This window comes from Rubrivivax gelatinosus IL144 (assembly GCF_000284255.1).
GTDB lineage: Bacteria > Pseudomonadota > Gammaproteobacteria > Burkholderiales > Burkholderiaceae_C > Rubrivivax > Rubrivivax gelatinosus_A.
This window is the reverse complement of record NC_017075.1, coordinates 2,766,744-2,791,666: the sequence shown is the minus strand read 5'-3', so window position 1 is coordinate 2,791,666 and position 24,923 is coordinate 2,766,744. Positions and strand designations below refer to the sequence as shown.

Genomic DNA, 24,923 nt, shown 5'->3' with positions numbered 1-24,923 from the left:
CCGACCCGCCGCCGCGGGCCCGCCGCGTACGGTGCAGCCCTGGGCGCTGCCATCCCGGCGGCGCGTTGCAAGGACCGCCGATGAGACCCATCGCCGCCTACACCCTGATCTGCTCGGCCGGGGCCGTCGCCGCGATCGCCGCGTGCAGCCCCAGGCCCTTCGCCGACGCGCGTGCGGCCGAACCCGCCGACCCCTTGCCGGTCGTGCGCGTCGAGCCGGTGCCGACGCCCAGCGTGGCGCCGGCACCGCGTCTGCAGACGCCGGAGCTCTTCGTCGACAAGGTGAACGACGCCGGCATCGGCGCCGCGGTCAGCGCCGAGCTCGGCCGCGACCCGGCGCTGGCGATGGCGCCGGTGGAGATCGACTGTGTCGGGGGCCGCGTCGCCTTGCGCGGCAGCGTGCCCGACCCCGACGCGCGTACGCGCGCAGAGCAGATCGCTGCCCGGGTCGACGGCGTGCGCACGGTCGAGAACGTGCTCGAGGTGGCCCTTGCCGAAGGAGCGATGCGATGAAGCGTTTGCACAAGAGCCGATTGCTGGCGGCCGCCGGCCTGGCGCTGGTCCTGTCCGGCACGGTGCTGGCCCAGGAGCCGCCCGCCGAGCCGGCGCATGTGCCGCCGGGCGTGACGCTCGTGCCGCTGGAGCCTCGGGCCGAGCCGACGAGCCGCGAGGCGGTGCGCGACGAGTTCCTCGGCGCGCGCCTGGCCGGCACGCTGACGCCCGACGGCGAACTCGGCGACACGCCGGCCGTGCTGGCCGCGCGCGACAGCGCCAACGCGGTGCAGGCCGAGCAGCTCGCCGCCGGCGCCGACGTCGACACGGCGCTGCGCGCGGCCACCGAAGCCGCGGTGCAGATGTCGGGCGCCGACGCGATCGCCGGCGCCGACGTCTACGAGATGACCGGCGACGACGGCGAGCTGCTCGGTTTCCTCTTCGTCGTCGAACAGCCGGACGACTGAGCGCAAGCCGCTTCAGCGGTAAGCGGGCGCATCGGCCAGCGCGCCTCGTTGACGTTTGATTACCGATTGCCGCGTGTCGCCCCGGGGCTGCGGGGTGGCGCGCCGGCGTGCTTCGGGTACACCGTCGCCCCTGACCTGGTTCAAGCGCTGGAGGGCGAATGAAGACCAAGACGGCGATGGCGCTGGCAGCGGCCGCCTGGGCGGCGCTGCCGGCGCAGGCCACGGTGCAAGTCGTCGACTTCGACCGCCTGGTGGCGTCGACGGTGCTCGACAAGCCGTTCGGGGCCGGCGACCGCCTGGTGCTCGACAGCTTCGCCGCGGGCCAGCGCGGACGGTTGGAGCAGACGATCACCTTCACCGTCGACAGCCCGCTGCAGATCGACGGCCGAGCGAACTGGTCGGTGCTGCCGCGGGGCTCCCGCCTGTACCGCGTCGACATCGATCTGCTGGGCGCCGACGGCGAGCTCGTGCTGTCGGACTCCTTCGCCGGCCGCGCCGCCGGCCTGGCCAACTCGGTGCTGGCCGGGGCGCTGGGCCCGGGCACCTACACGCTGCGCGCCACCGGCTGGGGCGGCCGCGACGCCTCGCTGGACCTGTCGGTGGCGTTTGCCGTGCCCGAGCCGGCCAGCGCCGCGATGATGGCCGCCGGCCTGGGCCTGCTCACGCTGCTGGCCGCGCGTCGGCGGCGACAGCGCTGAGCGCCTTCTTCGTCGGCAACGGACGCTCGGGCGCGGCGCCGTCGGCCGCGGCCGGTTGCACGGCGCCGCGGCGCGCGCCGAGCAGCATCTCCTTGAACCAGCCCAGCAGCAGCTGGGTGTAGGCGCGCTGGTCGGCTTCGCCCGAGAGGCCGTGGTCGGCACCGGCGATGCAGCGCATCGTCATCGACTTCACCCGCCGCGCCGCCTCCTGGTAGCTGTTGATCACCGCGCGCGGGATGATCTGGTCGTTCTCGGACTCGACGAGCAGCACGTCGCCGGCGAACTGCTGCAGCGCGCGCAGCGCGCGGTTGTCGCGCGCCGGCACGACGCTGCGGCGGTAGGTCTTCAGGTCCTGGTCGCGGTGCAGCTGCAGCTTGGGCGTGTCCCAGCCGTCGTCCAGGTACAGCGCCGGCGCGCGCAGCGCCAGCCAGCGCACCGGGCGCAGCGTCGTCAGGATGGTGCCCAGGTAGCCGCCGTAGCTGCTGCCGACGACGCAGACGGCCTCCGGGTCGACGTCGCCGTGGGCGACGAGGCGGTCGTAGGCGGCCACCAGGTCGCGCAAATTGGTCTCGCGCGAGACCTTGGCCTGCTGCGCCTGGGTGCCGGCGTGGCCGCGCAGATCGAAAGCCAGGCAGACGCAGCCCAGCGCGGCGATCTCGCGCGCCCGCGCCAGGTACTGCTCGCGGCTGCCGCCCCAGCCGTGCGCGAACAGCACGCCGGGGATCAGCGTGCCCGGCGCGACGAAAGTGCCGGCGATGCGTTCGCCGTCGACGTCGATCGTGATCGTCTCTTCAGTTGTCGACATGCGTCTGGGCGAAGGCGTACTTGGTCAGGCGGCCGAGCTGGGCGTCGACGCCGTCGTACAGCGTCATCGCGCCGGCCGGCACCTCGGTGCCGCCGTGCACCTCGTGCGTCGAGGCGTGCACCAGGCGCAGCGTCGGGTCGGCCAGGAAGGCCTGCAGCGCGGCCAGTTCGGCGCCGCTGGCACCGCCGATGCGCCAGGACTGCTCCAGCACGCCGGAGCGCCAGCGCCCGGCGTCGTCCAGGCCCTGGGCGACGTCGTAGTTGGCACGCGAGGCGAAGAAACCGGGGAAGCAGCTCTCCGCCGCGCGGTGATAGGCCAGCGCCTGCTCGATGCCCAGGCGCACCGCCGACGGCAGCTCGCGCCGCAGCAAGGCGTCGAAGCCGCCGCGCACGACGACCAGGTCCGAGCCGCCGTAGACCTCCTGGCCTTCGCGGTTGCGCGTCAGGCGCTGGCTGCCGTAGTAGCTGGCCTGCCAGGGGCCGACGCAGACCTGGCCGACCGACATCGTCGTCACGTCGTGCAGGTTGATCTCGGCGACGAGGCCGTGGCGGGCCACGGCCTGGGCGTCCAGCGAGGCCAGCACGCGGTCCAGTTCGGCGCCGTCGTGCAGCACCCACTGGCCCAGGCCGCCGACGCCGCCGGGGTCCTTCAGGCGCACGGCGCCGCGGCGCAGCAGGCGCAGCGCTGCGCGGCGCGCGTCGGCGATGGAGAAACACGAGCAGCCAGGCAGCACCGCCTGCTGCACCGCCCGCCCGAAGGCGCCGGACCAGCCCAGCGGCACCGGCGACTGCGGCGCGGCGCCGTGGGTGATGGTCTTGGTCGCGACGAAGGCCTGCGGCACGACGCCGCCGAAGACCTGCGTCGGACCGTGCACGCCCAGGCGGCGGGCCTCGGCCAGCGTCAGCGTCTCGCGCGGCACCAGGTAGACCGGCGCGTCGCTGCGGCGCAGCTGGTGCAGCTCGCCGGCGTAGTCCCAGCCGAGCAGGGCGGCCAGGCCGGCGGCGACACGGGCCTTGGCCTGGTGGTCGTGACCGGGCGGCGAACCGTCGGCGTGCGGGGCGCGCGAGTCGTGGAAAGCGACGACGGGCTGCGGGCGGACCCAGGTCGGACGCCGGACGGTCGTGGCGGTGAGCAGGGCGGTCATGGCGGGCTCCTTGAGGCTGCAGCCAGTGTCGCGAGCGGCGCGGCGCGTGGAGTCGTCCCGCAGGTGCTGCGCTTGTAGGAAGCTGCCGGCAGCGGCTGTCGGTGCCGGCGCGCAGGCGTCAGCGGCCATCCCCGCCGGCGCGCGGGTCGAAGCCGAGGCGGCGCATCGCCGGCGCCAGCGCCTGGCGCGTGGTCCAGAACGCGGCCCACGGGTCCTCGCGTTCGAAGGACAGGTGCTCGCGTGCGTTGGCCAGCGTCCATTGATCACCGCCGCGCAGCTCCGGCAGCGCGTCCCAGGACACCGGGATCGAGACCCCCAGCCCCGGGCGGGCGCGGGCCGAGAACGCGGCCACCGTCGTCGCGCCTTCGCCGTTGCGCAGCCAGTCGACGAAGATGCGGCCGACGCGGTTGGCCGGCCCGCTGCGCACGACGAAACGTTCGGGCACCTGTTCGGCGAGGTGGGCGACGACGGCGCGCGAGAACGGCTTGACGACGTCGACCGCCACGCGCGGCGCGACCGGCACGACGACGTGCAGGCCCTTGCCGCCGCTGGTCTTCAGCCACGAGGCCAGACCCAGCTCGTCGAGCAGGGTGCGCACCAGCAGCGCGCCTTCGCGCACGGCGGCGAAGTCGACGCCCTCGCCGGGGTCGAGGTCGAAGACGAGGCGGTCGGGCTTGGCGATCGTGCGCGTCGTGGCGTTCCAGGTGTGGAACTCGATCGTGTTCATCTGCGCCGCCGACAGCAGCGCCTCGGCGCTACGGATCTCCATCAGCGGCTCGTGGCCGGGCCACAGCGCCGGATCGAGCAGCACCAGGCCGGGGATCTCGGTGCGTTCGGCGTGCTTCTGGAAGAACACCGGCCGTCCGACGCCTTGCGGCGCGCGCAGCAGCGCCACCGGCCGGGCTTTCAGGTGCGGCAGCATCCGTTCGGCGACGCCGTCGTACCAGCGCAGCAGGTCCAGCTTGCTCAGGCCGCTGGCCTTGTCGACGATGCGCTCGCCGTGCGTGATGCGCACGCGCGCGATGCGGCCGCTGGACGAGGCGGTGGGCGCGGCGCTCGGCGCCGTGTCGGGCACGACGGCGCGTTCGCGCAGCACCTGGGCGGCCGGCTTGTCTTCGCGCACGCCGACGAAGACCGCGTGGCGCACGCTGCCGCCGGGCGTCCATTCGGCGAACTCGACCTCGACGACGAACTCCGGCCGCACCCAGCGTTCCAGTCCGGGGGCGCGGCGGCTCCAGCGCCCGGGCGAGGGCGTCCCGGCGGCGAACGGCACGGCCTCGCGGGCCAGCGGCTGCAGCCGCGTGAACAGATCCCGTGCGGCGCGTGTGTCCCAGCCGGTGCCGACCTTGCCGGCGTGCACGAGGCGGCCGTCGGCGTCGTGAACGGCGAGGATCAGGCTGCCGATCTCGCCGCTGGCGTTCGTGCGCTCGGTGTAGCCGGCGACGACGAACTCCTGGCGGCGTCGGCACTTGAGCTTGAGCCAGGCCTCGCTGCGCAGCGAGCGGTAGGGCGCGTCGCGGCGCTTGGCGATGACGCCTTCGAGCTGGCGTTCGCAGGCCGTCGCCAGCGGGCCGGCGCCGCCGGCCGGCAGCTCCTCCGAGAAGCGCACGCCGTCCAGCGGATGTTCGTCGAGCAGCGACTGCAGCAGCGCACGGCGTGTGTCCAGCGCCAGTTCACGCAGGTCGCGGCCCTGCACGTAGGGCAGGTCGAAGACGTAGTAGAGCAGTCGGGCCGTGTCGCGGCCGTCGAAGGCGTTCTGCAGCGCGTTGAAATCGGCGGCGCCGCGGCTGCCGAGCGCGACCAGCTCGCCGTCGATCCAGGCCGACTGCAGCCCCAGGCCCTTCAGCGCCGCGGCCAGCGCCGGCAGCTTGTCCGTCCAGTCGTGGCCGTTGCGCGTGAACAGCCGCGGCACGCCGCGGCGGATGCGCGCCAGCAGCCGGTAGCCGTCGAACTTGGTCTCGTAGAGCCAGCTGCCGCTGCTCGGTGCCGCCGAGGCCAGCGTCGCGAGCTGCGGCGCCAGCGTCTCGGGCTGCGGCGCCTTGGGCGCGACGCTGTCGAGCGCCAGCGCGGCGCGGCTTTGCCGGCGCCGGGGCTTGTCGGCAGCCGTCGCGGCGACGCTGTCGGGCTGTTCGGCGACGACGTCGAACTCGGCGCGTGGCCGCGCCTGGGCGTCGCGTTTCTTGAACAGCAGCCAGTTCTCGCCACGCTCGCCGGGCTTGGGCTTCATGCGCACCAGCTCCCAGGCGCCGTGCAGCTTCTCGCCGTCGAGCTCGAACGGCAGCTTGCCGGCGGCCAGCGCGGCGCGCGGTTCGGCCAGCGGCGTCCAGCTGCCGCGGTCCCAGACGATGACCTGGCCGGCGCCGTAATGGCCGGCCGGGATCCTGCCTTCGAAGTCGGCGTAGGCCAGCGGGTGGTCCTCGGTGCGCACCGCCATGCGCCGGTCGGCCGGGTCCAGGCTGGGGCCCTTGGGCACGGCCCAGGACAGCAGCACGCCGTCGAGTTCCAGCCGGAAGTCGTAGTGCAGCCGCGTCGCGTCGTGTTTCTGGATGACGAAGCGGCCGGTGTCGGCGCCGGGCTGCACCGCGTCGGCGCCCGGTTCCGGCGTGGCGCGGAAATCGCGGCGTTCGCGGTAGTGCTGCAGCGGGTCGCGGGCCGGGGCGGCGGTTCTGGGCATGCGGCGGCTCGGCAAAGCCCGGGCCCGGCGCTGGTGCTGCCGCTGGCAAGAGCGCGCCGACCCAGGCACAATGGCGGCGCTTTTATACCCCTACCCGTATCATGATCGAGTCCTACCGCGAACTCACCGCCTCCATCTCCGCGTCGCTGGCCCAGCTGCGCGCCGACATTCCCGAGACGACCCGCGGCTTCTCCGCGCTGGCGATGGCGGCCACCAAGCCCGGCACGCTGGACAAGAAGACCAAGGAGCTGATCGCGATGGCGCTGTCGGTCGGCGCACGCTGCGATCCCTGCGTCGGCTTCCACGCCGACGCGCTGGTCAAGCTCGGCTGCACGCGCGCCGAGTTCGAGGAGATGCTGGGCCTGTGCGTCTACATGGGCGGCGGGCCGTCGCTGATGTACGCCGCCAAGGCGCTGCAGGCCTACGAGGAGTTCGGCGGCGAACGCGCACCGGCGGCCGCCTGAGCGCCCCCGGCGCGTGGTCACGCGGCTGCCGATAACATCGTGCTCATGACTGACCGCGCCCCGCGCCGCGCCTGCGGCACGACCAGCGCCGGGGTGGAGGGCCGCTGATGCAGGTCGCCGCCAACGGCATCGCCCTCGAAGTCGACGACCGCGGCCCGCCCGACGGCATCCCGCTGGTCCTGGTGATGGGCCTGGGCATGCAGCTCACGGCCTGGCCCGAGGAGTTCGTGCAGCAGCTCGTCGAACGCGGCTTTCGCGTCGTGCGTTTCGACAACCGCGACGCCGGGCTGAGCCAGGGTTTCGACGCGCTGGGCGTGCCCAACCTCGCGATCGCCGGCATCCGCTACGCGCTGCGCCTGCCGTCGCGCTCGCCGTACCGGCTGGCCGACATGGCCGCCGACACGCTGGGCGTGATGGACGCGCTGGGCCTGGCCTCGGCGCACCTGTGCGGCGCCTCGATGGGCGGCATGATCGCCCAGCACATCGCCGCGCGCCGTCCGGAACGCGTGCGCAGCCTGACGCTGATGATGACGACCTCGGGCGCCCGCGGCCTGCCGCAGCCGACGCTGCGCGCGCGCCAGGCGCTGCTGGCCCGCCCGGCCGACAACTCGCGCGCCGCGATCGTCGCCCACCTGGAGCGCGTGATGCAGCGCATCGGCAGCCCGGCTTATCCACCCGACCCGGCGGTGATGCACCGCCGCTTCGAGCAGGCGGTGGACCGCGCCTGGCGCCCGGCGGGCACCGCGCGCCAGATCGCCGCCGTGATCGCCGACGGCGACCGCACGCCGATGCTGGGTGCGATCCGCGCGCCGACGCTGGTGCTGCACGGCCGCGCCGACCCGCTGGTGCCGCCGGCGGCGGCGCACGACCTGGGCGTCAAGATCCGCGGCGCGCAGGTCGAGATCCTCGACGGCATGGGCCACGACCTGCCGGCGCCGCTGCTGCCGCGCTTCGTCGAGTCCATCGCGACGAACTCCCGCCGCACCTGATCAGGGCAGGGGACGGCGGGGCCGCGCGGCCACAAGGGGGCCCACCATAATCGGTCGGCCCCGTATCCCGGAGACGCGTTTGGACCTGCGACGCCGCCATCACGTCACCTTCGCCGGTCGCGACGACGCCGCCCGCAGCCTCGTCTTCGCTCACGGCTTCGGCACCGACCAGCGCGCCTGGGCGCAGATCTGGCCGGCTTTCGCCGACGAGTTCCGCATCGTGCTCTACGACCACGCCGGTGCCGGCCAGGCCGACCCGGCGGCTTTCGAGCAGCACCGCTACCTGACGATGGACGGCTACGCGCGCGACCTCAATGCGCTGCTCGACGAACTGCGCCTGCAAGAGGTCGTCTTCGTCGGCCACTCGATGGGCGCGATGACCGGCATCCTGGCGGCGATCGCGAGGCCCGAGCAGTTCTCTCGCCTGGTGGGCATCGGGGCCTCGGCGCGCTACCTCGACGGGCCGGGCTACCGCGGTGGCTTCAGCGAGGCCGACCTCAACGCGCTGTACCGCGCGGTGACGACCGGCCATGACGCCTGGGCCGAGCAGTTCGCGCCGGTGGCGATGGGCAACCGCGACCGACCGGAACTCGCCGAGCACTTCGCGAACACGATCAAGAGGGTGCCGACCGACGCGATCCTGACGGTGCTGTGCTCGATCTTCCAGTGCGACTACCGGCAGGCCGTGCAGCGCCTGCAGCGCCCGCTGCTGCTGCTGCAGACCCGCAACGACGCCGCCGTGCCGCTGGAGGCGGCCGAGTTCCTGCACCAGGCCATCGACGGCAGCACGCTGCGTGTCATCGACGCCGAAGGTCATCTGCCGCACATCAGCGCTCCTGAGCGCGTGCTGGAGGCCCTGCAGGACTTCGTGCGCGCGCCGGGCTGAGACAATCGAGGGCTGCGCCGCCCGGCGCGCGAGCCCTGCGATGCCTGCCGTTCCTGCTTCCGTCCCCGCCGTCGAACCCAGCCCCTGGCGCCTTTGCGTGGCGCCTATGTTGGACTGGACCGACCGCCACTGCCGCCACTTCCACCGCCTGCTGAGCAAGCACGCGCGCCTGTACACCGAGATGGTGACCACCGGTGCGCTGCTGCACGGCGACCAGCCGCGGCACCTGGACTTCGGCGACGAGGAGCATCCGGTGGCGCTGCAGCTGGGCGGCAGCGAACCTTCCGACCTGGCCGCCTGCGCCAAGCTCGCCGAGCGCTGGGGCTATGACGAGGTCAACCTGAACTGCGGCTGCCCCAGCCCGCGCGTGCAGCGCGGTGCGTTCGGCGCCTGCCTGATGAACGAGCCGGCGCTGGTCGCCGACGCGGTGAAGGCGATGCGCGACGCGGTCTCGCTGCCGGTCACGGTCAAGCACCGCATCGGCCTGGGCAAGGACGAGAGCTACGCCTTCGTGCGCGACTTCGTCGGCACCGTGGCCGCCGCCGGCTGCGAGGTCTTCATCGTGCACGCGCGCAACGCCTGGCTCGAAGGCCTGAGCCCGAAGGAGAACCGCGACATCCCGCCGCTGCGCTACGAGGTCGCACACCGGTTGAAGGCCGAGTTCCCGGCGCTCACGATCGTCGTCAACGGCGGCATCGCCGGCGACGAGGCGATCGCCGCGCAACTCGCCCACGTCGACGGCGTGATGGTCGGCCGCGCCGCGTATCACGAGCCCTGGACGCTCGCGACCTGGGACGAACGTTTCTTCGGCGAGCCCGCGCCGGCGCAGGACCGTGCGGCCGTGGAGCTGGCGATGGTGCGCTACATGGAGCGCCAGGCCGCCGCCGGCGTGCCCTGGGCGCACGTCGCGCGCCACATGCTGGGGCTGTGGAACGGCGAAGCCGGCGCGCGGCGCTGGCGCCAGGTCTGGTCGGACCATCGCCTGAAGGGCGAGCCGGCGGCCGTCGTGCACGCGCTGGCGCAGCGCCCGGCACGTGTCGCGGCGGAGCAGGGCGTCCCGGCGGCTTGACATTCGGCAGCCGCAAACGCGGCGCCGCGACGTAGGATGCGCAGCATCGCCGGCGGGCCAACGCCGGCGGCACGAGGCCGGCCGCCCTGCAGGCGCCGGCCTTCCTCGTTCCCGACTCCGCCGCGTGCCGCGGCGCTTCGACGACTTATGACGAAACGACTCGCCATCATCGGCGGCAGCGGCCTCTACGACCTGCCCGGCCTCACCGACACCCGCTGGGTCTCGGTCGACACGCCCTGGGGCGCGCCCTCCGACGAGATCTTCCTCGGCCGCCTGGGCGACGCCGAACTGGCCTTCCTGCCGCGCCACGGCCGCGGCCACCGCATCCCGCCGAGCGAGGTCAACTACCGGGCCAACATCGCCGCGCTGAAGCAGCTGGGCGCCACCGACGTGCTGTCCTGCAGCGCCGTCGGCGGCCTGCGTGCCGACTTGCCGCCGGGCACCTTCGTCATCGTCGACCAGTTCATCGACCGCACGTTCGCGCGCGAGAAGAGCTTCTTCGGCACCGGCTGCGTGGCCCACGTCTCGATGGCCGACCCGACCTGCCCGCGCCTGGGCGACCACGTGCAGAAGCGCCTGGCCGAGCAGGGCGTGCCGCACGTTCGCGGCGGCACCTACCTGACGATGGAAGGGCCGCAGTTCTCGACGCGCGCCGAGTCGCACCTGTACCGCTCGTGGAACTGCAGCGTCATCGGCATGACCAACATGCCCGAGGCCAAGCTCGCGCGCGAGGCCGAGCTCTGCTACTGCTCGGTCAGCATGGTCACCGACTTCGACTGCTGGCACGTCGGCCACGACGCGGTGACCGTCGACGCGATCGTCAAGGTGCTGCTGGCCAACGCCGAGAACGCGCGCCAGATGGTGCGTGGCCTGGCCGAGGACGTCGCCCACGACGAACACGCCGCTGCCTGCCGCTGCCGCCACGCGCTGGACAACGCGATCATCACCGCGCCCGCCGCCCGCGACCCCGAGGTCGTCGCGCGCCTTCAACCCATCGCCGGCCGGGTGCTCGGATGAAGGTCGACGGAACCCCGCTGCGCACCATCCGCGCCGTCGCCGGCGGCGAGGCGGTCGAGATCATCGACCAGCGCCTGCTGCCGCACCGCCTGGTCATCGAACGGGTCGCCAGCGCCGACGAGATGATCGTCGCTATCCGCGACATGTGGGTGCGTGGTGCGCCGCTGATCGGCGCCAGCGCCGCCTACGGCGTCGCGCTGCTGATGAACGCCGACGCCGGCGATGCCGCGCTCGAAGCCGGCTGCGAGCGCATCCGCGCCGCGCGCCCGACCGCCGTCAACCTGGCATGGGCCGTCGACCGCATGCTGAGCCACCTGCGCCCGCTGCCCGCGGCCCAGCGCCGCGCCGCCGCCTGGGCGCTGGCCGACGCCATCGCCGAGGAGGACGTGGCCGTCAACCGCGCGATCGGCGAGCACGGCCTGGCGCTGATCGAAGCCATCGCCGCCCGTCGCCCCGGCCCGGTCAAGGTGCTGACGCACTGCAACGCCGGCTGGCTGGCGACCGTCGACTGGGGCAGCGCGACGGCGCCGATCTACCGCGCCCAGGAGCGCGGCATCGAGCTGCACGTCTGGGTCGACGAGACCCGTCCGCGCAACCAGGGCGCCAGCCTCACGGCCTGGGAGCTGGGCAAGGCCGGCGTGCCGCACACGCTGGTCGCCGACAACGCCGGCGGCCACCTGATGCAGCGCGGCGAGGTCGATCTGTGCATCGTCGGCTGCGACCGCGTCACGATCCGCGGCGACGTCTGCAACAAGATCGGCACCTACCTGAAGGCGCTGGCCGCGCACGACAACGGCGTGCCGTTCTACGTCGCGATGCCGACCTCGACGCTGGACCCGAAGCTCGCCGACGGCGTGCGCGAGATCCCGATCGAGGAGCGCAGCGCACGCGAGGTGACGCACATCGCCGGGCTGACGGCCGCCGGCGAGCTGGCCGAGGTCTGCCTGGTGCCCAAGGGCACGACGGCGGCGAATCCGGCTTTCGACGTCACCCCGGCGCGCCTGGTCAGCGGTCTGGTCACCGAACACGGCGTCTTCCCCGCCGACGAGACGGCGCTGCGCGCGCTGGCCGCCCGGAGCGCACGATGAACGTGCCCTTCGTCGAGGTCGCCGCACGCGAGGACGCCGCCGCCGCGGTGCGCCTGCTGGACGCGCGTGGCCTCAACCGCGGCAGCACCGGCAACCTCAGCGTGCGCTGCGGCGACGCGATGCTGATCACGCCGACCGGCATGGGTTCGGAAGTCTGCGGCGAGGACTTCGTGCGTGTCTTCCTCGCCGACGGTCGTGTCGAAGGCACCTGGCAGCCGTCGTCGGAATGGCATTTCCACCAGGCGGTCTACCGCGCCCGGCCGGACCTGAACGCCGTCGTGCACACGCATTCGCCGAACGCCACCGCGCTGGCCTGCCTGGACCGGCCGCTGCCGGCCTTCCACTACATGATCGCGGTGGCCGGCGGCGACACGGTGCCGCTGGTGCCGTACCACACCTTCGGCACCGAGGCGCTGTCGGCGGCCGTCGGCGAGGCGATGGCCGAGCGCAAGGCCTGCCTGCTGGCGCACCATGGCCTGGTGGCCGCCGGCGCGACGCTGGCCGAGGCGATGAAGGTCTGCCAGGAGATCGAGTCGCTGTGCGAGGTCTACCTGAAGGCGCTGGCGGTGGCCGAGCCGCGCGTGCTGGGCCATGCCGAGATGGACGAGGTGATCGCCAAGTTCAGGAGCTACGGCCGCAGCGCCCGCCGCGACGCGTAGGACGCCCCGCACACCCGCTTCGGACCGCGCCGACACCGGGCGCGGAGCCGGCGGCCCACACTGGTTCCATCGGGGCTCCGCCCCCGGTTTCCCATAGGAGTGGAACCATGAACACGACCCGATCCCTGGCCATCGCCACCCTCGCTGCCACCGCAGCGCTCGCCGGCTGTTCCGGCATGTCGACGCAGCAGCGCGACACCGCGATCGGTGCCGGCATCGGCGGTGTCGCCGGCTCGGTGCTGACCGGCGGCAGCACCGCCGGCACGATCGGCGGCGCCGCGGTCGGCGGCGTCATCGGCCACGAGACCAGCAAGGACAAGAAGTAAGCCGGCTCAGCGCCGCGCCGGCCAGGTGGCGAGCAGCAGCCCGGCCAGCGCCAGCGCGAAAGCCGCCGCATGGCCGGCGCCGAAGTGCTCGCCGAGGAACACGACGCCGACCAGCGCCGCGGCGACCGGCAGCATCACGGTGAACACGCCGGCCTGCGAGGCCGGCACGTGGCGCAGCCCGGCCATCCACAGCCAGACCGTCACCATGCTGGCGGCGATGGCGTAGAACACCAGCAGCGCCCAGGTCGACGTCGCCACTTCGCCGAAGTCGAAGCTGAGCGCCTGCCAGACGCCGAAAGGCGTCACCAGGGCCAGCCCCCAGAGGTTGATCAGCGCGCTGATGCGTTTGGGCGAGACGTTGCCGGTGAGGCGTTTGCCGATGACGACGTAGCTCGCCTCGCAGACCACGGCCCCCAGCAGCAGCGCGTAGCCCCACCAGGGCGCCGCCGCCTCGGCGCTGCCGGCCGGCGCCTTGGCCAGCGCCAGCAGCGCGATGCCGGCGACCGCCAGCACGATGGCCGCCATCACGCGCCGCGAGATGCGCTCGCCGAGGAACAGCCGCGACAGGATCGCCACCGCCGCGGGGATCGCCGCCATCACGACGCCGGCAGCCAGCGCCGAGGTCGCCTTGACGCCGAACAGCATGCAGATGCTGAACAGGAAGTTGCCGAGGAAGCTCTCCCAGAACAGCAGCTTGCGGTCGTGCGCCGACAAGGGCGCTTCGTCGGCCGGGCGCCTGACCCAATGCGCCATCGCCACCGCGGCGATGCCGAAACGCAACCAGGCGAGCAGGAACACGGGCAGGGCCGCGACCAGCAGGCGCGACAGGCCGACGTAACAGCCGACCAGCGCCATGCCGGAGGCCAGGCTGGCATAGGCCAGCAGCGGAACACGAGACGGGGACATCAGAAACAGGCGGCGTAGCGCTCCAGCTCCCAGCCGCTGACCTGGCGCGCGTACTCGGTCCATTCGGCGCGCTTGAGGCGCAGGAACTCGGGACCCAGCGTGGGCCCGAGCGCGCCCAGCACCACCGGGTCGCCGGCCAGCGCGTCCAGCGCCTCGGCCAGCGACTGCGGCAGCAGGGCGATGCCGCGCGCGCGGATCGTCCCCAGGTCGAGCGCGAACAGGTCGTCGTCGACCGCGGGCGGCGGCACCAGGCCGCGTTCGAGGCCGTCGAGCCCGGCGGCGATCAGCGCCGCGGTGGCCAGGTACGGGTTGGCGCTGGCGTCGGGCAACCGCCACTCGAAGCGGCCGGGCAGGGTGCGCACGAGGGCGGTGCGGTTGTTCGGCCCGTGGGCGACGTAGGCCGGCGCCCAGGTCGTGCCCGACAGCGATTCGCCGACGGTCAGGCGCTTGTACGAGTTGACGGTCGGCGCGGCGAGTGCCGCCAGCGCCGGCGCGTGCGCCAGCACGCCGGCGACGAAGGCCGGCAGCACCTCGGCCGCCGGCTCGGCGCCGCGCCACAGCGAGACGTGGAAGTGCAGCCCGCTGCCCGGCTGGTCGGCGAAGGGCTTGGGCATCATCGAGAAGACCAGCCCGCGCGCTTCGGCCAGCGCGTGCGCGGCCAGCTTGAACAGCATCAGGTGGTCGCAGCTCGCCAGCGCCTCGTCGTGGGCGAAGTTGACTTCGTACTGGCCCTGCGCGTCCTCGTGGTCGATCTGCAGCACGTCCAGCCCGGCATCGGCCAGCGCGCCGGACAGCGCATGCAGGAACCCATGCTGGCGCGGCAGCGACTTCAGGTCGTACGAAGGTTTGTCCAGGCGGTCGGCGTCGTCGGCCGGCAGCCAGCGGCCGGCGGCGTCGCGCTTCAGCAGGAAGAACTCGGGCTCGATGCCGGTCTGCATCGTCAGGCCGTGCGCGGCCAGGCGCTCGCGCGCGCGGCGCAGCACCTGGCGCGGACAGGCGTCGAAGGGTTCGCCGGCGACGACGCCGTTGCCGACCAGGCGCGCGACGCCCGGCCACCAGGGCAGGGGCAGGGCGGTCGCGGCGTCGCCGCGCGCGTAGTACTCCGAGCGCGGGCCGCAGCGCGGCAGCGCCGTGCCCCAGATCGACGGCCCGGCGAACCCGGCGCCGGTGGCCAGCACCTCGTCCAGGTGCGCCAGCGGCACCAGCTTGCCCTTGGCGACGCCGTGCACGTCGGTGAACTGGACCAGCAGCGTGTGCACGCCGGCGGCTTCGAGCCGCTCGCGCAGCGGCTTCATGCCGGGTTGATGCGCAGCCAGGTGGTCTTCAGCTCGGTGTACTTGTCGAAGGCGTGCAGGCTCTTGTCGCGGCCGTTGCCGCTTTGCTTGTAGCCGCCGAACGGGACGGTCATGTCGTCCTCGTCGTACTGGTTGACGTGCACGGTGCCGGCACGCAGCGCACGCGCGACGCGGTGCGCGCGGTGCACGTTGTCGCTCCAGACGCTGGCCTGCAGGCCGTAGGCGCTGGCGTTGGCCATCGCCACCGCCTGGGCCTCGTCGGCGAAGCGCAGCACCGACAGCACCGGGCCGAAGATCTCCTCGCGCGCGATGCGCATCGTGTTCGTCACGCCGGCGAAGACCGTCGGCTCGACGTAGAAGCCGCCGCTGTCGGCGCGCGCGCGGCGGCCGCCGGCCAGGCAGCTCGCGCCTTCGGCGAGGCCGGCGTCGATGTAGCCGAGCACGGTGGACATCTGCTGCTCGTCGACCAGCGCCCCCATCACCGTGGCCGGGTCCAGCGGGTCGGCCGGCGTGTACTTGGGCGCCAGCGCCGCCACGCGCGCGGCGAACTCGTCGGCGATGCTGTCGTGCACCAGCAGGCGCGAGGGCGCGTTGCAGCTCTCGCCCTGGTTGAAGAAGATGCTGTCGGCCACCGTCTCGGCGGCGCGGCCCAGGTCGGCGTCGGGGAAGACGAGGAAGGCCGACTTGCCGCCCAGCTCGTTGTAGACGCGCTTCAGGTTCGAGCGCCCCGCGTACTCCAGCATGCGCCGGCCGATGCGCGTGCTGCCGGTGAAGCCGATCGCGTCGACGTCGGGGTGCAGCGCCAGTGCCTCGCCGGCTTCGCCGCCGTAGCCCGGCACGACGTTGAAGACCCCCGGCGGCAGCCCGGCCTCGATGGCGATCTCGGCCAGGCGCAGCGCGGTGAACGGGCTCTTCTCGCTGGGCTTCAAGACCACCGAGTTGCCCGCCGCCAGCGCCGGCCCGAGCTTCCAGGCGGCCATGATCATCGGGTAGTTCCAAGGCACGATCGCCCCGACGACGCCCATCGGCTCGCGCGTGATCAGCGCCAGCGCGTTGTCGGCGGTCGGCGCGATCTCGTCGTAGACCTTGTCCACCGCCTCGGCGTACCAGGTGATGCAGCGTGCCGTCGCCGGCACGTCGACCGCCAGCGACCAGCGGATCGGCTTGCCCATGTCCAGCGTCTCGAGCAGGGCCAGCTCCTCCTTGGCGGCGAGGATGCCGTCGGCGAAACGCTGCAGGATCTTCTTGCGCACCGCCGGCGCCTTGCCGGCCCAGCGGCGGTCGTCGAAGGCCGCGCGGGCGGCGGCCACCGCGCGGTCCACGTCCTCGGCACGGCCGCGCACGACGTCGCCCAGGCGGCGGCCGTCGATCGGCGAGCGCTTCTCGAAGGTCTCGCCGGAGACGCCGGCGACACGCTGGCCGTCGACGAGCGCACGGCCGTCGAGGGCCAGCGCCGCGGCGCGTTCGCGCCAGTTCGGGGTCGGGTTGTTCATCGCGTCTCCTGGTGGGCAAGGCGCGGGCCGCACGGGCCCGCCGGGCGGCGCGGCGTCAGAAGCTGACGACCACCGAGGCACCGAGCAGGTGGTTGTTCTTGCTGTAGCCGCCGTCCTTGAGGTCCTCGAACACCGCCTGCGTCGCGCCGTCGTAGCGGTATTCGAGCTTGAACAGCGTGTTCTCGTCGTAGCGGTAGTTGGCACCGACGGTCAGCGCGTAGCGGTTGGCGCCCTTGGACGGGTCGCCCGCCAGCACGACGTTGCCGTCGGCATCCAGCGCCAGACCGCGGCCGATGCCGTTGGCGCCGTCGTCGCTGCTGTAGCCCAGCAGGCCGCCGCCGTTCTTGCGGTTGTAGACGTAGTCGGCGCGCACGACGCCTTCCATGCGCGGCGTCAGCTTGTAGGCGGCGGTCGTCGACAGGCCCCACCAGCGTGCGTCGCGCAATCCGTTTTCTCTGTAGATCGCGGCCTTCTTCTGCTGGCCGTAGCTGAGCTGGCCGAAGAGCGACAGGTCGCCGCGCACGAAATAGGCGTCGGCCTCGAGCAGCGTGGCCAGCGTGTTGCGGCCTTGATCGGAGAACACCGCATTGCCGTCGGCGTCCGTGTCATCCGTCGCGTAGTTGTGCAGCTTGCCGTGCAGGCCGCTGAAGCCGAAGCCGCTGAACTCACCCTTGGCGTAGTCGGCACGGAAGATAAGCGACGGCGTCTTGTTGCCCGAGCTGTTGCGCGCGGTGTTGACGTTGGCCAGGCCGCCCTTGAGCTGCCACTTGCCGACGGTCGTCATGTAGACCGCGCCGGTGTAGGCGGTCGGCGCCATGAAGTCGAACAGCAGGTTGTGCGTGACCAGCTTGTTGCCCGCCGGCAGCGTGATCTCGTAGCCGGTCCAGTCGGGGATCTGGCCGACCCACAGCCGCGTCTGCAGGTCCTCCAGCGGGATCGCGACCGAGGCTTCGTGGATGATCGAGCCGCCGTTGATCAGCGCGCCGGTGCCGCGTTCGGGCGCCAGCGTCAGGTGCCAGATCGTGCCGCTCTCGGTCTCCTTCAGGATGTCGAGCACGGCCATGCCGAAGTACGAGTTGTCGTAGGTGTAGCGGCCGTCCTCGCGGTTGAGCAGCACGAAGGACGCGTCGTTGGCGCGGCGGTTGTAGATCCAGGTCGGGTCGATCTGGCCGGTGATCTTCAGGCCCTTGAAGCCCTGGGCCTCGAAGTTGTCCTGCAGCGCCTCGGTCTTGGTGCCGATGCGGGCCAGCTCCTGCGCCTGCTCGGGCGTCATGCCCCACTGGCCGGCCTGCGGCGCCGGCGCGGCCGCCGGCTGCGCGGCGAGCTTCTTCTCCAGCTCGGTGACGCGGTCGCGCAGCGCGCGCAGTTCCTTCAGCAGGTCTTCGTTGCTCTGCGCGGCCGCCGGGAAGGCGGCGCCGATCGCGAGCACGAGGGCGGTCAGGCGGACGGGCTTCATCAGGATTCCTCCTCGGGTGGTGTTCGGATCCGTTGCGATGCTCAGGCGCGGGCGGCCGCGGCCGCGTCCAGCAGGCGCTGGCGCTCGCGGCGGGCGATGACGTAGCTGGCGACGATGACGCCGATCGACACGACCGCGACGGTGATCGCGGCGACGGCGTTGACGCTCGGGTTCAACCCCAGGCGGGCGCGCGAGAAGATGACCAGCGGCATCGTCGTCGCGCCCGGGCCCGACAGGAAGTTCGACAGCACGACGTCGTCCAGCGAGATCGTGAAGGTCAGCAGCCAGGCCGAGACCAGCGACTGGGCGATCATCGGCAGCGTTACCAGCCAGAAGACTTGCGCCGGGCGTGCGCCCAGGTCCATCGCCGCTTCTTCGAGCCGCGGGTTCAGGTCCTGCAGCCGCGACTGCACGACCACCGTCGCGTAAGCCATGCCCAGCAGCAGGTGGCCGATCCAGATCGTCACCAGGCCGCGCTCGGGGAAGCCCAGCGCGCGCTGCACGCTGACCAGCATCAGCAGCAGCGACAGGCCGACGACGACCTCGGGCATCACCAGCGGCGCGTTGACCATGCCGCTGAACACCGTGCGGCCGGCGAAGCGCTTGTACTTGACGAGCACGAAGGCCGCGACGGTGCCCAGTACCACCGAGCCGCAGGCCGTCAGGAAGGCGACCTTCAGGCTCAGCACGAAGCCGGCGATGATCTCGCCGTCGTTGAGCAGCGACTGGTACCAGCGCAGCGTGAAGCCGCGCCAGACGTTGGGCAGCGGCGAGTCGTTGAACGAGTAGACGACCAGCGCGACGATCGGCAGGAACAGGAAGAAGAAGCCCGCCGCCAGCCAGGCGCGCCCGAACCACAGGTTGAAGCGCGAGGCCTTCATCGCACGGTCTCCTGCGCCTCGGCCTGGTATTTGTTGAAGATCGCCAGCGGCACGATGATCAGCAGGATCATGATGACCGCGACACTCGAGGCCATCGGCCAGTCGTTGTTGGAGAAGAACTCGTCCCAGATGACGCGGCCGATCATCAGCGTCTCGGGACCGCCGAGCAGTTCGGGAATCACGTACTCGCCGACGCAGGGAATGAACACCAGCATCGAGCCGGCGATGATCCCGGCCTTGGACAGCGGCACGGTGATCTTCCAGAACGCCACCCAGGGCGAGGCGCCCAGGTCGGCGGCCGCTTCCAGCAGCCGCAGGTCCATCTTGGACAGGTTGGCGTACAGCGGCAGGATCATGAACGGCAGGTAGGTGTAGACCATGCCGAGGATCAGCGAGAACGGCGTGTTCATCAGCTTGCCCGGCGCCGGGATCAGCCCGAGTGCCGCCAGCAGCTGGTCGATCCCGGTGCCGATGACGAACTGGGCGACGACGCCGCCGTCGCTCAGCAGTCCCTTCCAGGCGTAGACGCGCAGCAGGAACGAGGTCCAGAACGGCAGCATCACCAGCATCAGCAGCGCCGGCTGCACCGTGCTGCGTGCGCGCGCCATGAAGTAGGCGAACGGGTAGCCGATGAACAGGCACAGCGCCGTCGTCAGCGCCGCGTAGTGCACGCTGCTCAGGTAGGTCTTGAAGTAGAGGCTGTCCTCGGCGATGTAGAGGTAGTTGCCGAACTTCAGCGTCAGCTGGAAGACGCCGTCGGCGAAGGTGATCACGTCCTTGAAGGCGACCGCCTCCATCTCGGAGACGCTGATCTTGCCGACGATCAGGAACGGGAACAGGAAGAACAGCAGCAGGAACGCGTACGGGACCGCGATGACCAGCCGCCGCCCGGTGAACCAGGACTTGAAGCGTTGCACGGCCGCGCTCACTGGGTGAGGACGACGTGGGCCGAACGCGACCAGTGCACCCAGACCTCGTCGCCCCAGGTGTACAGCTCGTCGCGATGGCGCTGCGTATTGGCCATGCTCACCTTGATCAGCGCGCCGCTGGGCAGCACGACGTGATAGACGGTGAACATGCCGAAGTACGACAGCTCCTTGATCTTGCCGGGCGCGCAGTTGAACTCGTCTTCGGCCGGCTTGTGGTGCGAGATGTGGATCTTCTCGGGGCGCAGCGCCACCGTGACCGGCATGCCTTCGGTGCCGGTGATGCCGTGGCCGACGTAGTGCTTGCAGTCGGCCGAGGCGATGACGACGTGGTCGGGTTCGTCGACCGTCAGCGTGCCGTCCATCAGGTTGACGTTGCCGATGAAGTCGGCGACGAAACGCGTCGCCGGCGTCTCGTAGATCTCGCTGGGCTGGCCGACCTGCAGGAAGCGGCCCTCGGACATGACGGCCAGGCGGGTGGCCATCGTCATCGCCTCTTCCTGGTCGTGGGTGACCATCACGCAGGTCACGCCGACCTGCTCGATGATGTTGACGAGCTCGATCTGGGTCTGTTCGCGCAGCTTCTTGTCGAGCGCGCCCAGCGGCTCGTCGAGCAGCAGCAGCTGCGGCTGCTTGGCCAGGCTGCGCGCCAGCGCGACACGCTGCTGCTGGCCGCCGGAGAGCTGGTGCGGCTTGCGCTGGGCGTACTTGGTGAGCTGCACCAGCTTGAGCATCGCCTCGACACGTTCGGCGATGCGGTCCTTGGGCTGGCCTTCGCGCTTGAGGCCGAAGGCGATGTTCTCCCACACCGTCAGGTGCGGGAAGAGCGCGTAGCTCTGGAACATCATGTTCATCGGCCGCTCGTACGGCGGCAGCGTCGCCAGGTCGACGCCGTTCAGCAGGATGCGGCCCGAGGTCGGCGTCTCGAAGCCGGCGAGCATGCGCAGCAGCGTGCTCTTGCCGCAGCCCGAGGGGCCAAGCAGGGCGAAGATCTCGCCCTTGGCGATGTCGACGTTCGCGTGATTGACCGCGCGGTGACCGTCGAAGTCCTTGACGACGTCCTGGATCTGCAGGAACTGCTTTTCTTTGTCGGTGGCAACCATCTCAGCGGCGGGCCTGTGTCTATCTAATTGGAGAAATGACTGTCGAGAAACGCATCAAGCTGCCGCCGCGGACCGGCTGTGCCGATCCGCTGGCGGCGCCCCCCTCGGGGGGGAGCGCCGCAGGCGCTACGGGGGGCTCAAGTCCCTGGGCTCACATTCCGGTTTTGAAGGAGGTGAAGGTGCGGGTCATCAGCCGGCGCAGGTCGTTGTTCAGCGAATCCGGCGGGACCATGCGGGCCATGTCCGACGGCGACAGGAAGACGGTCGGATTGTTGGCCACTTCGGGCTTCACGAACTTGCGCGATTCGGCGTTCGGGTTGGCGTAGAAGACCTTGTTGCTCAGCGACGCGTGCACTTCCGGGCGCAGGATGTAGTTGATGAACTTCTGCGCGTTGCCCGGGCGCGGTGCGTCCGCCGGAATCACCATCACGTCGAAGAACAGCAGCCCGCCGGTCTTCGGGATCAGCGCCTCGATCTTCTGACCGGTCTTGCCGTCGATCGCGCGCTGGCGCGCGATGTTGATGTCACCCGACCAGCCCAGCGCCAGGCAGATCGAGCCGTTGGCCATGTCGTTGATGTAGCCCGACGAGCTGAACAGCGTGATGTACGGGCGCACGGCCTTCAGCACCTGGCCGGCGGCGGCATAGTCGCTGGGCGTCTTGCTGAACGAGGGCTTGCCCAGGTAGTGCAGCGCGGCCGGCACGACTTCCGAGGCCGAGTCCAGGAAACTGACGCCGCAGCTCTTGAGCTTGGAGATGTATTCGGGCTTGAAGACCAGGTCCCAGACGTTGTCGGGCATCGGCGTCGAGCCCAGCGCCGCCTTCACCTTGTCGACGTTGATGCCGACCGTCGTGTAGCCCCAGAGCCAGTCGACCATGTACTGGTTGCCCGGGTCCATCTTGGCCAGCGCCGCTTCGACCGCGGGATCGAGGTTCTTGAGGTTCGGGATCTGCGACTTGTCCAGCTTGCGCAGCAGCCCGCCTTCGAGCTGCAGCTTGGCCCAGTTCGACGAGGGCACGACGATGTCGTAACCCGTCTTGCCCGCCACCAGCTTGGCGTGCACGATCTCGTTGTTGTCGAAGTTGTCGTAGCGGACCTTGATCCCCGTTTCCTTCTCGAAGTTCTTGATCGTGTCCTCGGCGATGTAGTCCGACCAGTTGTAGATGTTCAGGACTTTTTCTTCTTCCTGGGCGAACACGGTCGAGCAGGCCAGGGCGAGGCCAGCCATCGCCAGGACGGACTTCAAGTTCATGAGGAAACCTCCGATGAATGGGGGGGAATCGTGAACAGCGCGCGAGTCTAAGACAGCCAGCCACCCGCCTTGGCATCGGCGAGCGTCAGATCCAGGCATCGACGGATCAGACCCATCATCTCGTCGATCTGCGCCCGGGTGATCACGAGCGGGGGCGCGATGATCATCCGGTCACCGACCGCCCGCATGATCAGGCCTTCGCGGAAGCAGTGGCCCCGGCAGACCATGCCGATCTCCAGGGACTCGGGGAAGGGCGTGCCCGTCGCCTTGTCCTTGGCCAGCAGGATCGCACCCATCAGCCCGCAGGTTTCCGCGTCGGCGACCAGCGGATGGTCGCGCAGCGTCGCGAACTGGCTCGCAAGATACGGGCCCACGTCGTCGCGAACGTGCTCGACGAGCTTGAGCTCACGCATCAGCTTGATGTTGGCCAGGGCCACCGCGCAGGCCACCGGATGGCCGCTGTAGGTGTAGCCGTGGGCGAACTCGCCGCCCTTCTCGATCAGCACCTTGGCGACGCGCTCCCCGACCATCACGCCGCCCAGCGGGATGTAGCCGCTGGTCACACCCTTGGCGAAGGTCATCAGGTCGGGCTTGGTGCCCATGGTCTCGCAGCCGAACCAGCGGCCGGTGCGGCCGAAGCCGCAGATGACTTCGTCGCTGACCAGCAGGATGCCGTACTGGTCGCAGATGCGCTGGACTTCGGGCCAGTAGGTCGCCGGCGGGATGATGACGCCGCCGGCGCCCTGGATCGGCTCGCCGATGAAGGCGGCGACTCGCTCGGGGCCGACCTCGAGGATCTTCTCTTCGAGCCAGCGCGCTGCGACGAGGCCGAACTCGTCGCGCGACAGGCCCTTGCCGTTCTCGTGCCGGTAGGGCTGGCCGATGTGCACGATGCCGGGGATCGGCAGCCCGCCCTGGGCGTGCATGCCGCTCATGCCGCCCAGCGAGGCGCCAGCCATCGTCGAGCCGTGGTAGGCGTTGTCGCGGCTGATGATGACCTGGCGCTCGGGCTGGCCGAGCAGGTCCCAGTAGCGGCGCACCATGCGCACGACGGTGTCGTTGCCTTCGCTGCCCGAGCCGCTGAAGAAGACGTGCTTGAACTGCGGTGGCGTCACCTCGGCCAGCAGCTCGGCCAGCTCGATGGCCGGCGGCGTCGCGGTCTGGAAGAAGGCGTTGTAGAAGGGCAGCTGCTTCAGCTGCGCGGTGGCCGCGTCGACCAGGGCCTGCTGGCCATAGCCGACGTTGACGCACCACAGCCCGCTCATCGCATCGAGGATCTTGTGGCCCTCGGTGTCCCAGAGGTAGATGTTCTCGGCGCGTTCGATGACGCGGGCTCCCTTGCGCGACAGCGCCTGGAAGTCGGTGAACGGGTGCAGGAAGTGCGCCGCGTCGGCGGCCTGCCATTCCCGGGTCGTGCGTTGCGTGGACATCGTGGTGGCTTCCTTCAGACGTGGAGCAGCAGGTGTTCACGCTCCCAGGGCGAGATCACCTTCATGAATTCGGCGTGCTCGATCTCCTTCACCTCCGTGTAGACGGTGATGAAGTCCTCGCCGAGCACACGCGCGAGCTCGCGCTCGTCGCGCAGCAGCGTCAGCGCCTCGCCCAGGCTGCGGGGCAGGGCGTACTCGCCGAGGTAGGCGTCGCCCTTGCATTCGGCCGAGGGCTCGATGCGGTGCTGGATGCCGAGGTAGCCGCAGGCCAGCGTCGCGGCCAGCGCGACGTAGGGGTTGGCATCGGCGCCGATGACGCGGTTCTCGATGCGGCGCGCGTTCGGCGACGCCACCGGGCTGCGGATGCCGACGGTGCGGTTGTCGGTGCCCCACTGGATGTTGATCGGCGCCGCGGTGAAGCGCGCCAGCCGGCGGTAGCTGTTGACGTAGGGCGCGAACAGCGCCATCGCCGCCGGGATGTATTTCTGCAGCCCGCCGATGTACCAGTAGAACTCCTTGCTCGGCGTGCCGTCCTCGTTGCTGAAGATGTTGCGGCCGTCGGCCTTGCGCACGATGCTCTGGTGCACGTGCATCGCGCTGCCCGGCTCGCCGGCGATCGGCTTGGCCATGAAGGTGGCGAACATGTCGTGGCGCAGCGCCGCCTCGCGCACCGTGCGCTTGAAGAGGAAGACCTCGTCGGCCAGGCCCAGCGGGTGGGCGTGGAAGAAGTTGATCTCCATCTGCCCGGCGCCGATCTCGTGGATCAGCGTGTCCACGTTCAGGCCCATCTTCTCGCAGTAGTCGTAGACGTCCTCGAACAGCGGGTCGAACTCGTTGACCGCGTCGATCGAGTACGCCTGGCGCGAGGTCTCGCTGCGGCCGCTGCGGCCCACCGGCGGCTTCAGCGGCACGTCGGGGTCGGTGTTGCGCGCGACGAGGTAGAACTCGAGCTCGGGCGCGACCACCGGCTCCAGACCGAGCTCGGCGTACAGGTCGCAGACGCGGCGCAGCACCGAGCGCGGCGCGAACGGCACCAGCTTGCCGTCACGGTCGTAGCAGTCGTGGATGACCTGCGCCGTCGGGTCCGTCGCCCAGGGCACGATGCGCACCGTGCTCGGGTCGGGCTGCAGATGCATGTCGCGGTCGGTCGGCGTGATGACGTCGTAGTACGGCCCCTCCTCGGGGAACTCGCCGGTCACGCCCATCGCCACGATGGCTTCGGGCAGCCGCATGCCGCGGTCTTCGGTGAACTTCTCGCGCGGCAGGATCTTGCCGCGGGCCACGCCGGTGAGGTCGGGCACGAGGCACTCGATCTCGGTGACGCGGTTCTTGTTGAGCCACTGTTCGAGCTCGCTGAACGTGTAGGGATCTCTTTCAACCATGGGGCACCTGTCTTCGCTGTCG

Annotated in this window: 24 protein-coding genes; 11 read left to right on the top strand and 13 right to left on the bottom strand. The window is 71.1% G+C overall.

The window, feature by feature from the left end:
* Positions 1 to 80: 80 nt before the first annotated feature.
* From RGE_RS23250 to RGE_RS12870, 3 genes are all read left to right on the top strand, one after another.
* Complete coding sequence (locus RGE_RS23250) at positions 81 to 512, top strand: BON domain-containing protein (protein ID WP_014428849.1); 432 nt, start codon at positions 81 to 83, stop codon at positions 510 to 512.
* Positions 509 to 958, top strand: a complete 450-nt coding sequence (locus tag RGE_RS12875; RefSeq protein ID WP_014428848.1) for a hypothetical protein — start codon at positions 509 to 511, stop codon at positions 956 to 958. The genes RGE_RS23250 and RGE_RS12875 overlap by 4 nt, the downstream gene beginning before the upstream one ends.
* Positions 959 to 1,116: 158 nt before the next feature.
* Positions 1,117 to 1,656 (top strand): PEP-CTERM sorting domain-containing protein, encoded by a 540-nt coding sequence (locus RGE_RS12870; protein WP_014428847.1) that lies wholly within the window; start codon positions 1,117 to 1,119, stop codon positions 1,654 to 1,656.
* On the opposite strand, the gene RGE_RS12865 is transcribed toward RGE_RS12870, so the two are convergent.
* The 3 genes from RGE_RS12865 to ligD form a co-directional block, all read right to left on the bottom strand.
* On the bottom strand, positions 1,619 to 2,461 hold the full coding sequence (locus RGE_RS12865; protein WP_014428846.1) for an alpha/beta hydrolase family protein: 843 nt from the start codon (positions 2,459 to 2,461) through the stop codon (positions 1,619 to 1,621). The two genes, RGE_RS12870 and RGE_RS12865, sit on opposite strands and share 38 nt — an antisense overlap.
* Complete coding sequence (locus RGE_RS12860) at positions 2,448 to 3,605, bottom strand: DUF3182 family protein (protein WP_014428845.1); 1,158 nt, start codon at positions 3,603 to 3,605, stop codon at positions 2,448 to 2,450. The genes RGE_RS12865 and RGE_RS12860 overlap by 14 nt, the downstream gene beginning before the upstream one ends.
* A 118-nt stretch (positions 3,606 to 3,723) precedes the next feature.
* Entirely contained in the window at positions 3,724 to 6,279 is a 2,556-nt protein-coding gene (ligD, locus tag RGE_RS12855; RefSeq protein ID WP_014428844.1) for a DNA ligase D, read from the bottom strand.
* Between the two features lie 101 nt (positions 6,280 to 6,380).
* Here ligD and RGE_RS12850 point away from each other — a divergent pair, with 101 nt between their 5' ends.
* The 8 genes from RGE_RS12850 (at position 6,381) to RGE_RS12815 (ending at position 12,777) form a co-directional block, all read left to right on the top strand.
* Positions 6,381 to 6,743, top strand: coding sequence for a carboxymuconolactone decarboxylase family protein (locus RGE_RS12850; RefSeq protein ID WP_014428843.1), 363 nt, complete (start codon positions 6,381 to 6,383; stop codon positions 6,741 to 6,743).
* A gap of 107 nt (positions 6,744 to 6,850) precedes the next feature.
* Positions 6,851 to 7,732, top strand: coding sequence for an alpha/beta fold hydrolase (locus RGE_RS12845; protein ID WP_014428842.1), 882 nt, complete (start codon positions 6,851 to 6,853; stop codon positions 7,730 to 7,732).
* Positions 7,733 to 7,811: 79 nt separating this feature from the next.
* Positions 7,812 to 8,618: an alpha/beta fold hydrolase gene (locus RGE_RS12840; protein WP_014428841.1), complete on the top strand. Its 807-nt coding sequence runs from the start codon at positions 7,812 to 7,814 to the stop codon at positions 8,616 to 8,618.
* A 40-nt stretch (positions 8,619 to 8,658) separates the two neighbouring features.
* Positions 8,659 to 9,687: a tRNA dihydrouridine(20/20a) synthase DusA gene (gene dusA, locus RGE_RS12835; protein WP_014428840.1), complete on the top strand. Its 1,029-nt coding sequence runs from the start codon at positions 8,659 to 8,661 to the stop codon at positions 9,685 to 9,687.
* 147 nt (positions 9,688 to 9,834) lie between these two features.
* Positions 9,835 to 10,704, top strand: coding sequence for an S-methyl-5'-thioadenosine phosphorylase (locus tag RGE_RS12830; protein WP_014428839.1), 870 nt, complete (start codon positions 9,835 to 9,837; stop codon positions 10,702 to 10,704).
* Positions 10,701 to 11,792 (top strand): S-methyl-5-thioribose-1-phosphate isomerase, encoded by a 1,092-nt coding sequence (gene mtnA, locus RGE_RS12825; protein WP_014428838.1) that lies wholly within the window; start codon positions 10,701 to 10,703, stop codon positions 11,790 to 11,792. The genes RGE_RS12830 and mtnA overlap by 4 nt, the downstream gene beginning before the upstream one ends.
* On the top strand, positions 11,789 to 12,451 hold the full coding sequence (locus RGE_RS12820) for a class II aldolase/adducin family protein (protein ID WP_014428837.1): 663 nt from the start codon (positions 11,789 to 11,791) through the stop codon (positions 12,449 to 12,451). Before mtnA ends, RGE_RS12820 begins: the two co-directional genes overlap by 4 nt.
* Positions 12,452 to 12,558: 107 nt before the next feature.
* On the top strand, positions 12,559 to 12,777 hold the full coding sequence (locus tag RGE_RS12815; RefSeq protein ID WP_014428836.1) for a glycine zipper 2TM domain-containing protein: 219 nt from the start codon (positions 12,559 to 12,561) through the stop codon (positions 12,775 to 12,777).
* 6 nt (positions 12,778 to 12,783) lie between these two features.
* Here the strand turns inward: RGE_RS12815 and RGE_RS12810 are convergent, their stop codons facing one another.
* The 10 genes from RGE_RS12810 to RGE_RS12765 form a co-directional block, all read right to left on the bottom strand.
* Entirely contained in the window at positions 12,784 to 13,683 is a 900-nt protein-coding gene (locus tag RGE_RS12810) for a DMT family transporter (RefSeq protein ID WP_014428835.1), read from the bottom strand.
* Positions 13,683 to 14,978 carry a glutamine synthetase gene (locus RGE_RS12805; protein ID WP_014428834.1) on the bottom strand — a complete coding sequence of 432 codons (1,296 nt, stop codon included), beginning with the start codon at positions 14,976 to 14,978 and terminating at the stop codon, positions 13,683 to 13,685. Before RGE_RS12805 ends, RGE_RS12810 begins: the two co-directional genes overlap by 1 nt.
* Positions 14,975 to 16,471 carry an aldehyde dehydrogenase gene (locus RGE_RS12800; RefSeq protein ID WP_014428833.1) on the bottom strand — a complete coding sequence of 499 codons (1,497 nt, stop codon included), beginning with the start codon at positions 16,469 to 16,471 and terminating at the stop codon, positions 14,975 to 14,977. Before RGE_RS12800 ends, RGE_RS12805 begins: the two co-directional genes overlap by 4 nt.
* Positions 16,472 to 16,526: 55 nt before the next feature.
* Positions 16,527 to 17,927, bottom strand: coding sequence for a DUF3138 family protein (locus RGE_RS12795; protein ID WP_014428832.1), 1,401 nt, complete (start codon positions 17,925 to 17,927; stop codon positions 16,527 to 16,529).
* Positions 17,928 to 17,968: 41 nt separating this feature from the next.
* Complete coding sequence (locus RGE_RS12790; RefSeq protein ID WP_014428831.1) at positions 17,969 to 18,808, bottom strand: ABC transporter permease subunit; 840 nt, start codon at positions 18,806 to 18,808, stop codon at positions 17,969 to 17,971.
* The gene (locus RGE_RS12785) at positions 18,805 to 19,725 is read right to left on the bottom strand and encodes an ABC transporter permease subunit (protein ID WP_014428830.1); all 921 of its coding nucleotides are present in this window, start codon (positions 19,723 to 19,725) and stop codon (positions 18,805 to 18,807) included. Before RGE_RS12785 ends, RGE_RS12790 begins: the two co-directional genes overlap by 4 nt.
* Positions 19,726 to 19,733: 8 nt before the next feature.
* On the bottom strand, positions 19,734 to 20,837 hold the full coding sequence (locus tag RGE_RS12780; RefSeq protein WP_014428829.1) for an ABC transporter ATP-binding protein: 1,104 nt from the start codon (positions 20,835 to 20,837) through the stop codon (positions 19,734 to 19,736).
* 151 nt (positions 20,838 to 20,988) lie between these two features.
* The gene (locus tag RGE_RS12775) at positions 20,989 to 22,089 is read right to left on the bottom strand and encodes a polyamine ABC transporter substrate-binding protein (RefSeq protein WP_014428828.1); all 1,101 of its coding nucleotides are present in this window, start codon (positions 22,087 to 22,089) and stop codon (positions 20,989 to 20,991) included.
* Positions 22,090 to 22,136: 47 nt separating this feature from the next.
* Complete coding sequence (locus RGE_RS12770) at positions 22,137 to 23,519, bottom strand: aspartate aminotransferase family protein (RefSeq protein WP_014428827.1); 1,383 nt, start codon at positions 23,517 to 23,519, stop codon at positions 22,137 to 22,139.
* Positions 23,520 to 23,533: 14 nt separating this feature from the next.
* Positions 23,534 to 24,901, bottom strand: coding sequence for a glutamine synthetase family protein (locus tag RGE_RS12765; RefSeq protein WP_014428826.1), 1,368 nt, complete (start codon positions 24,899 to 24,901; stop codon positions 23,534 to 23,536).
* Positions 24,902 to 24,923 lie beyond the last annotated feature (22 nt).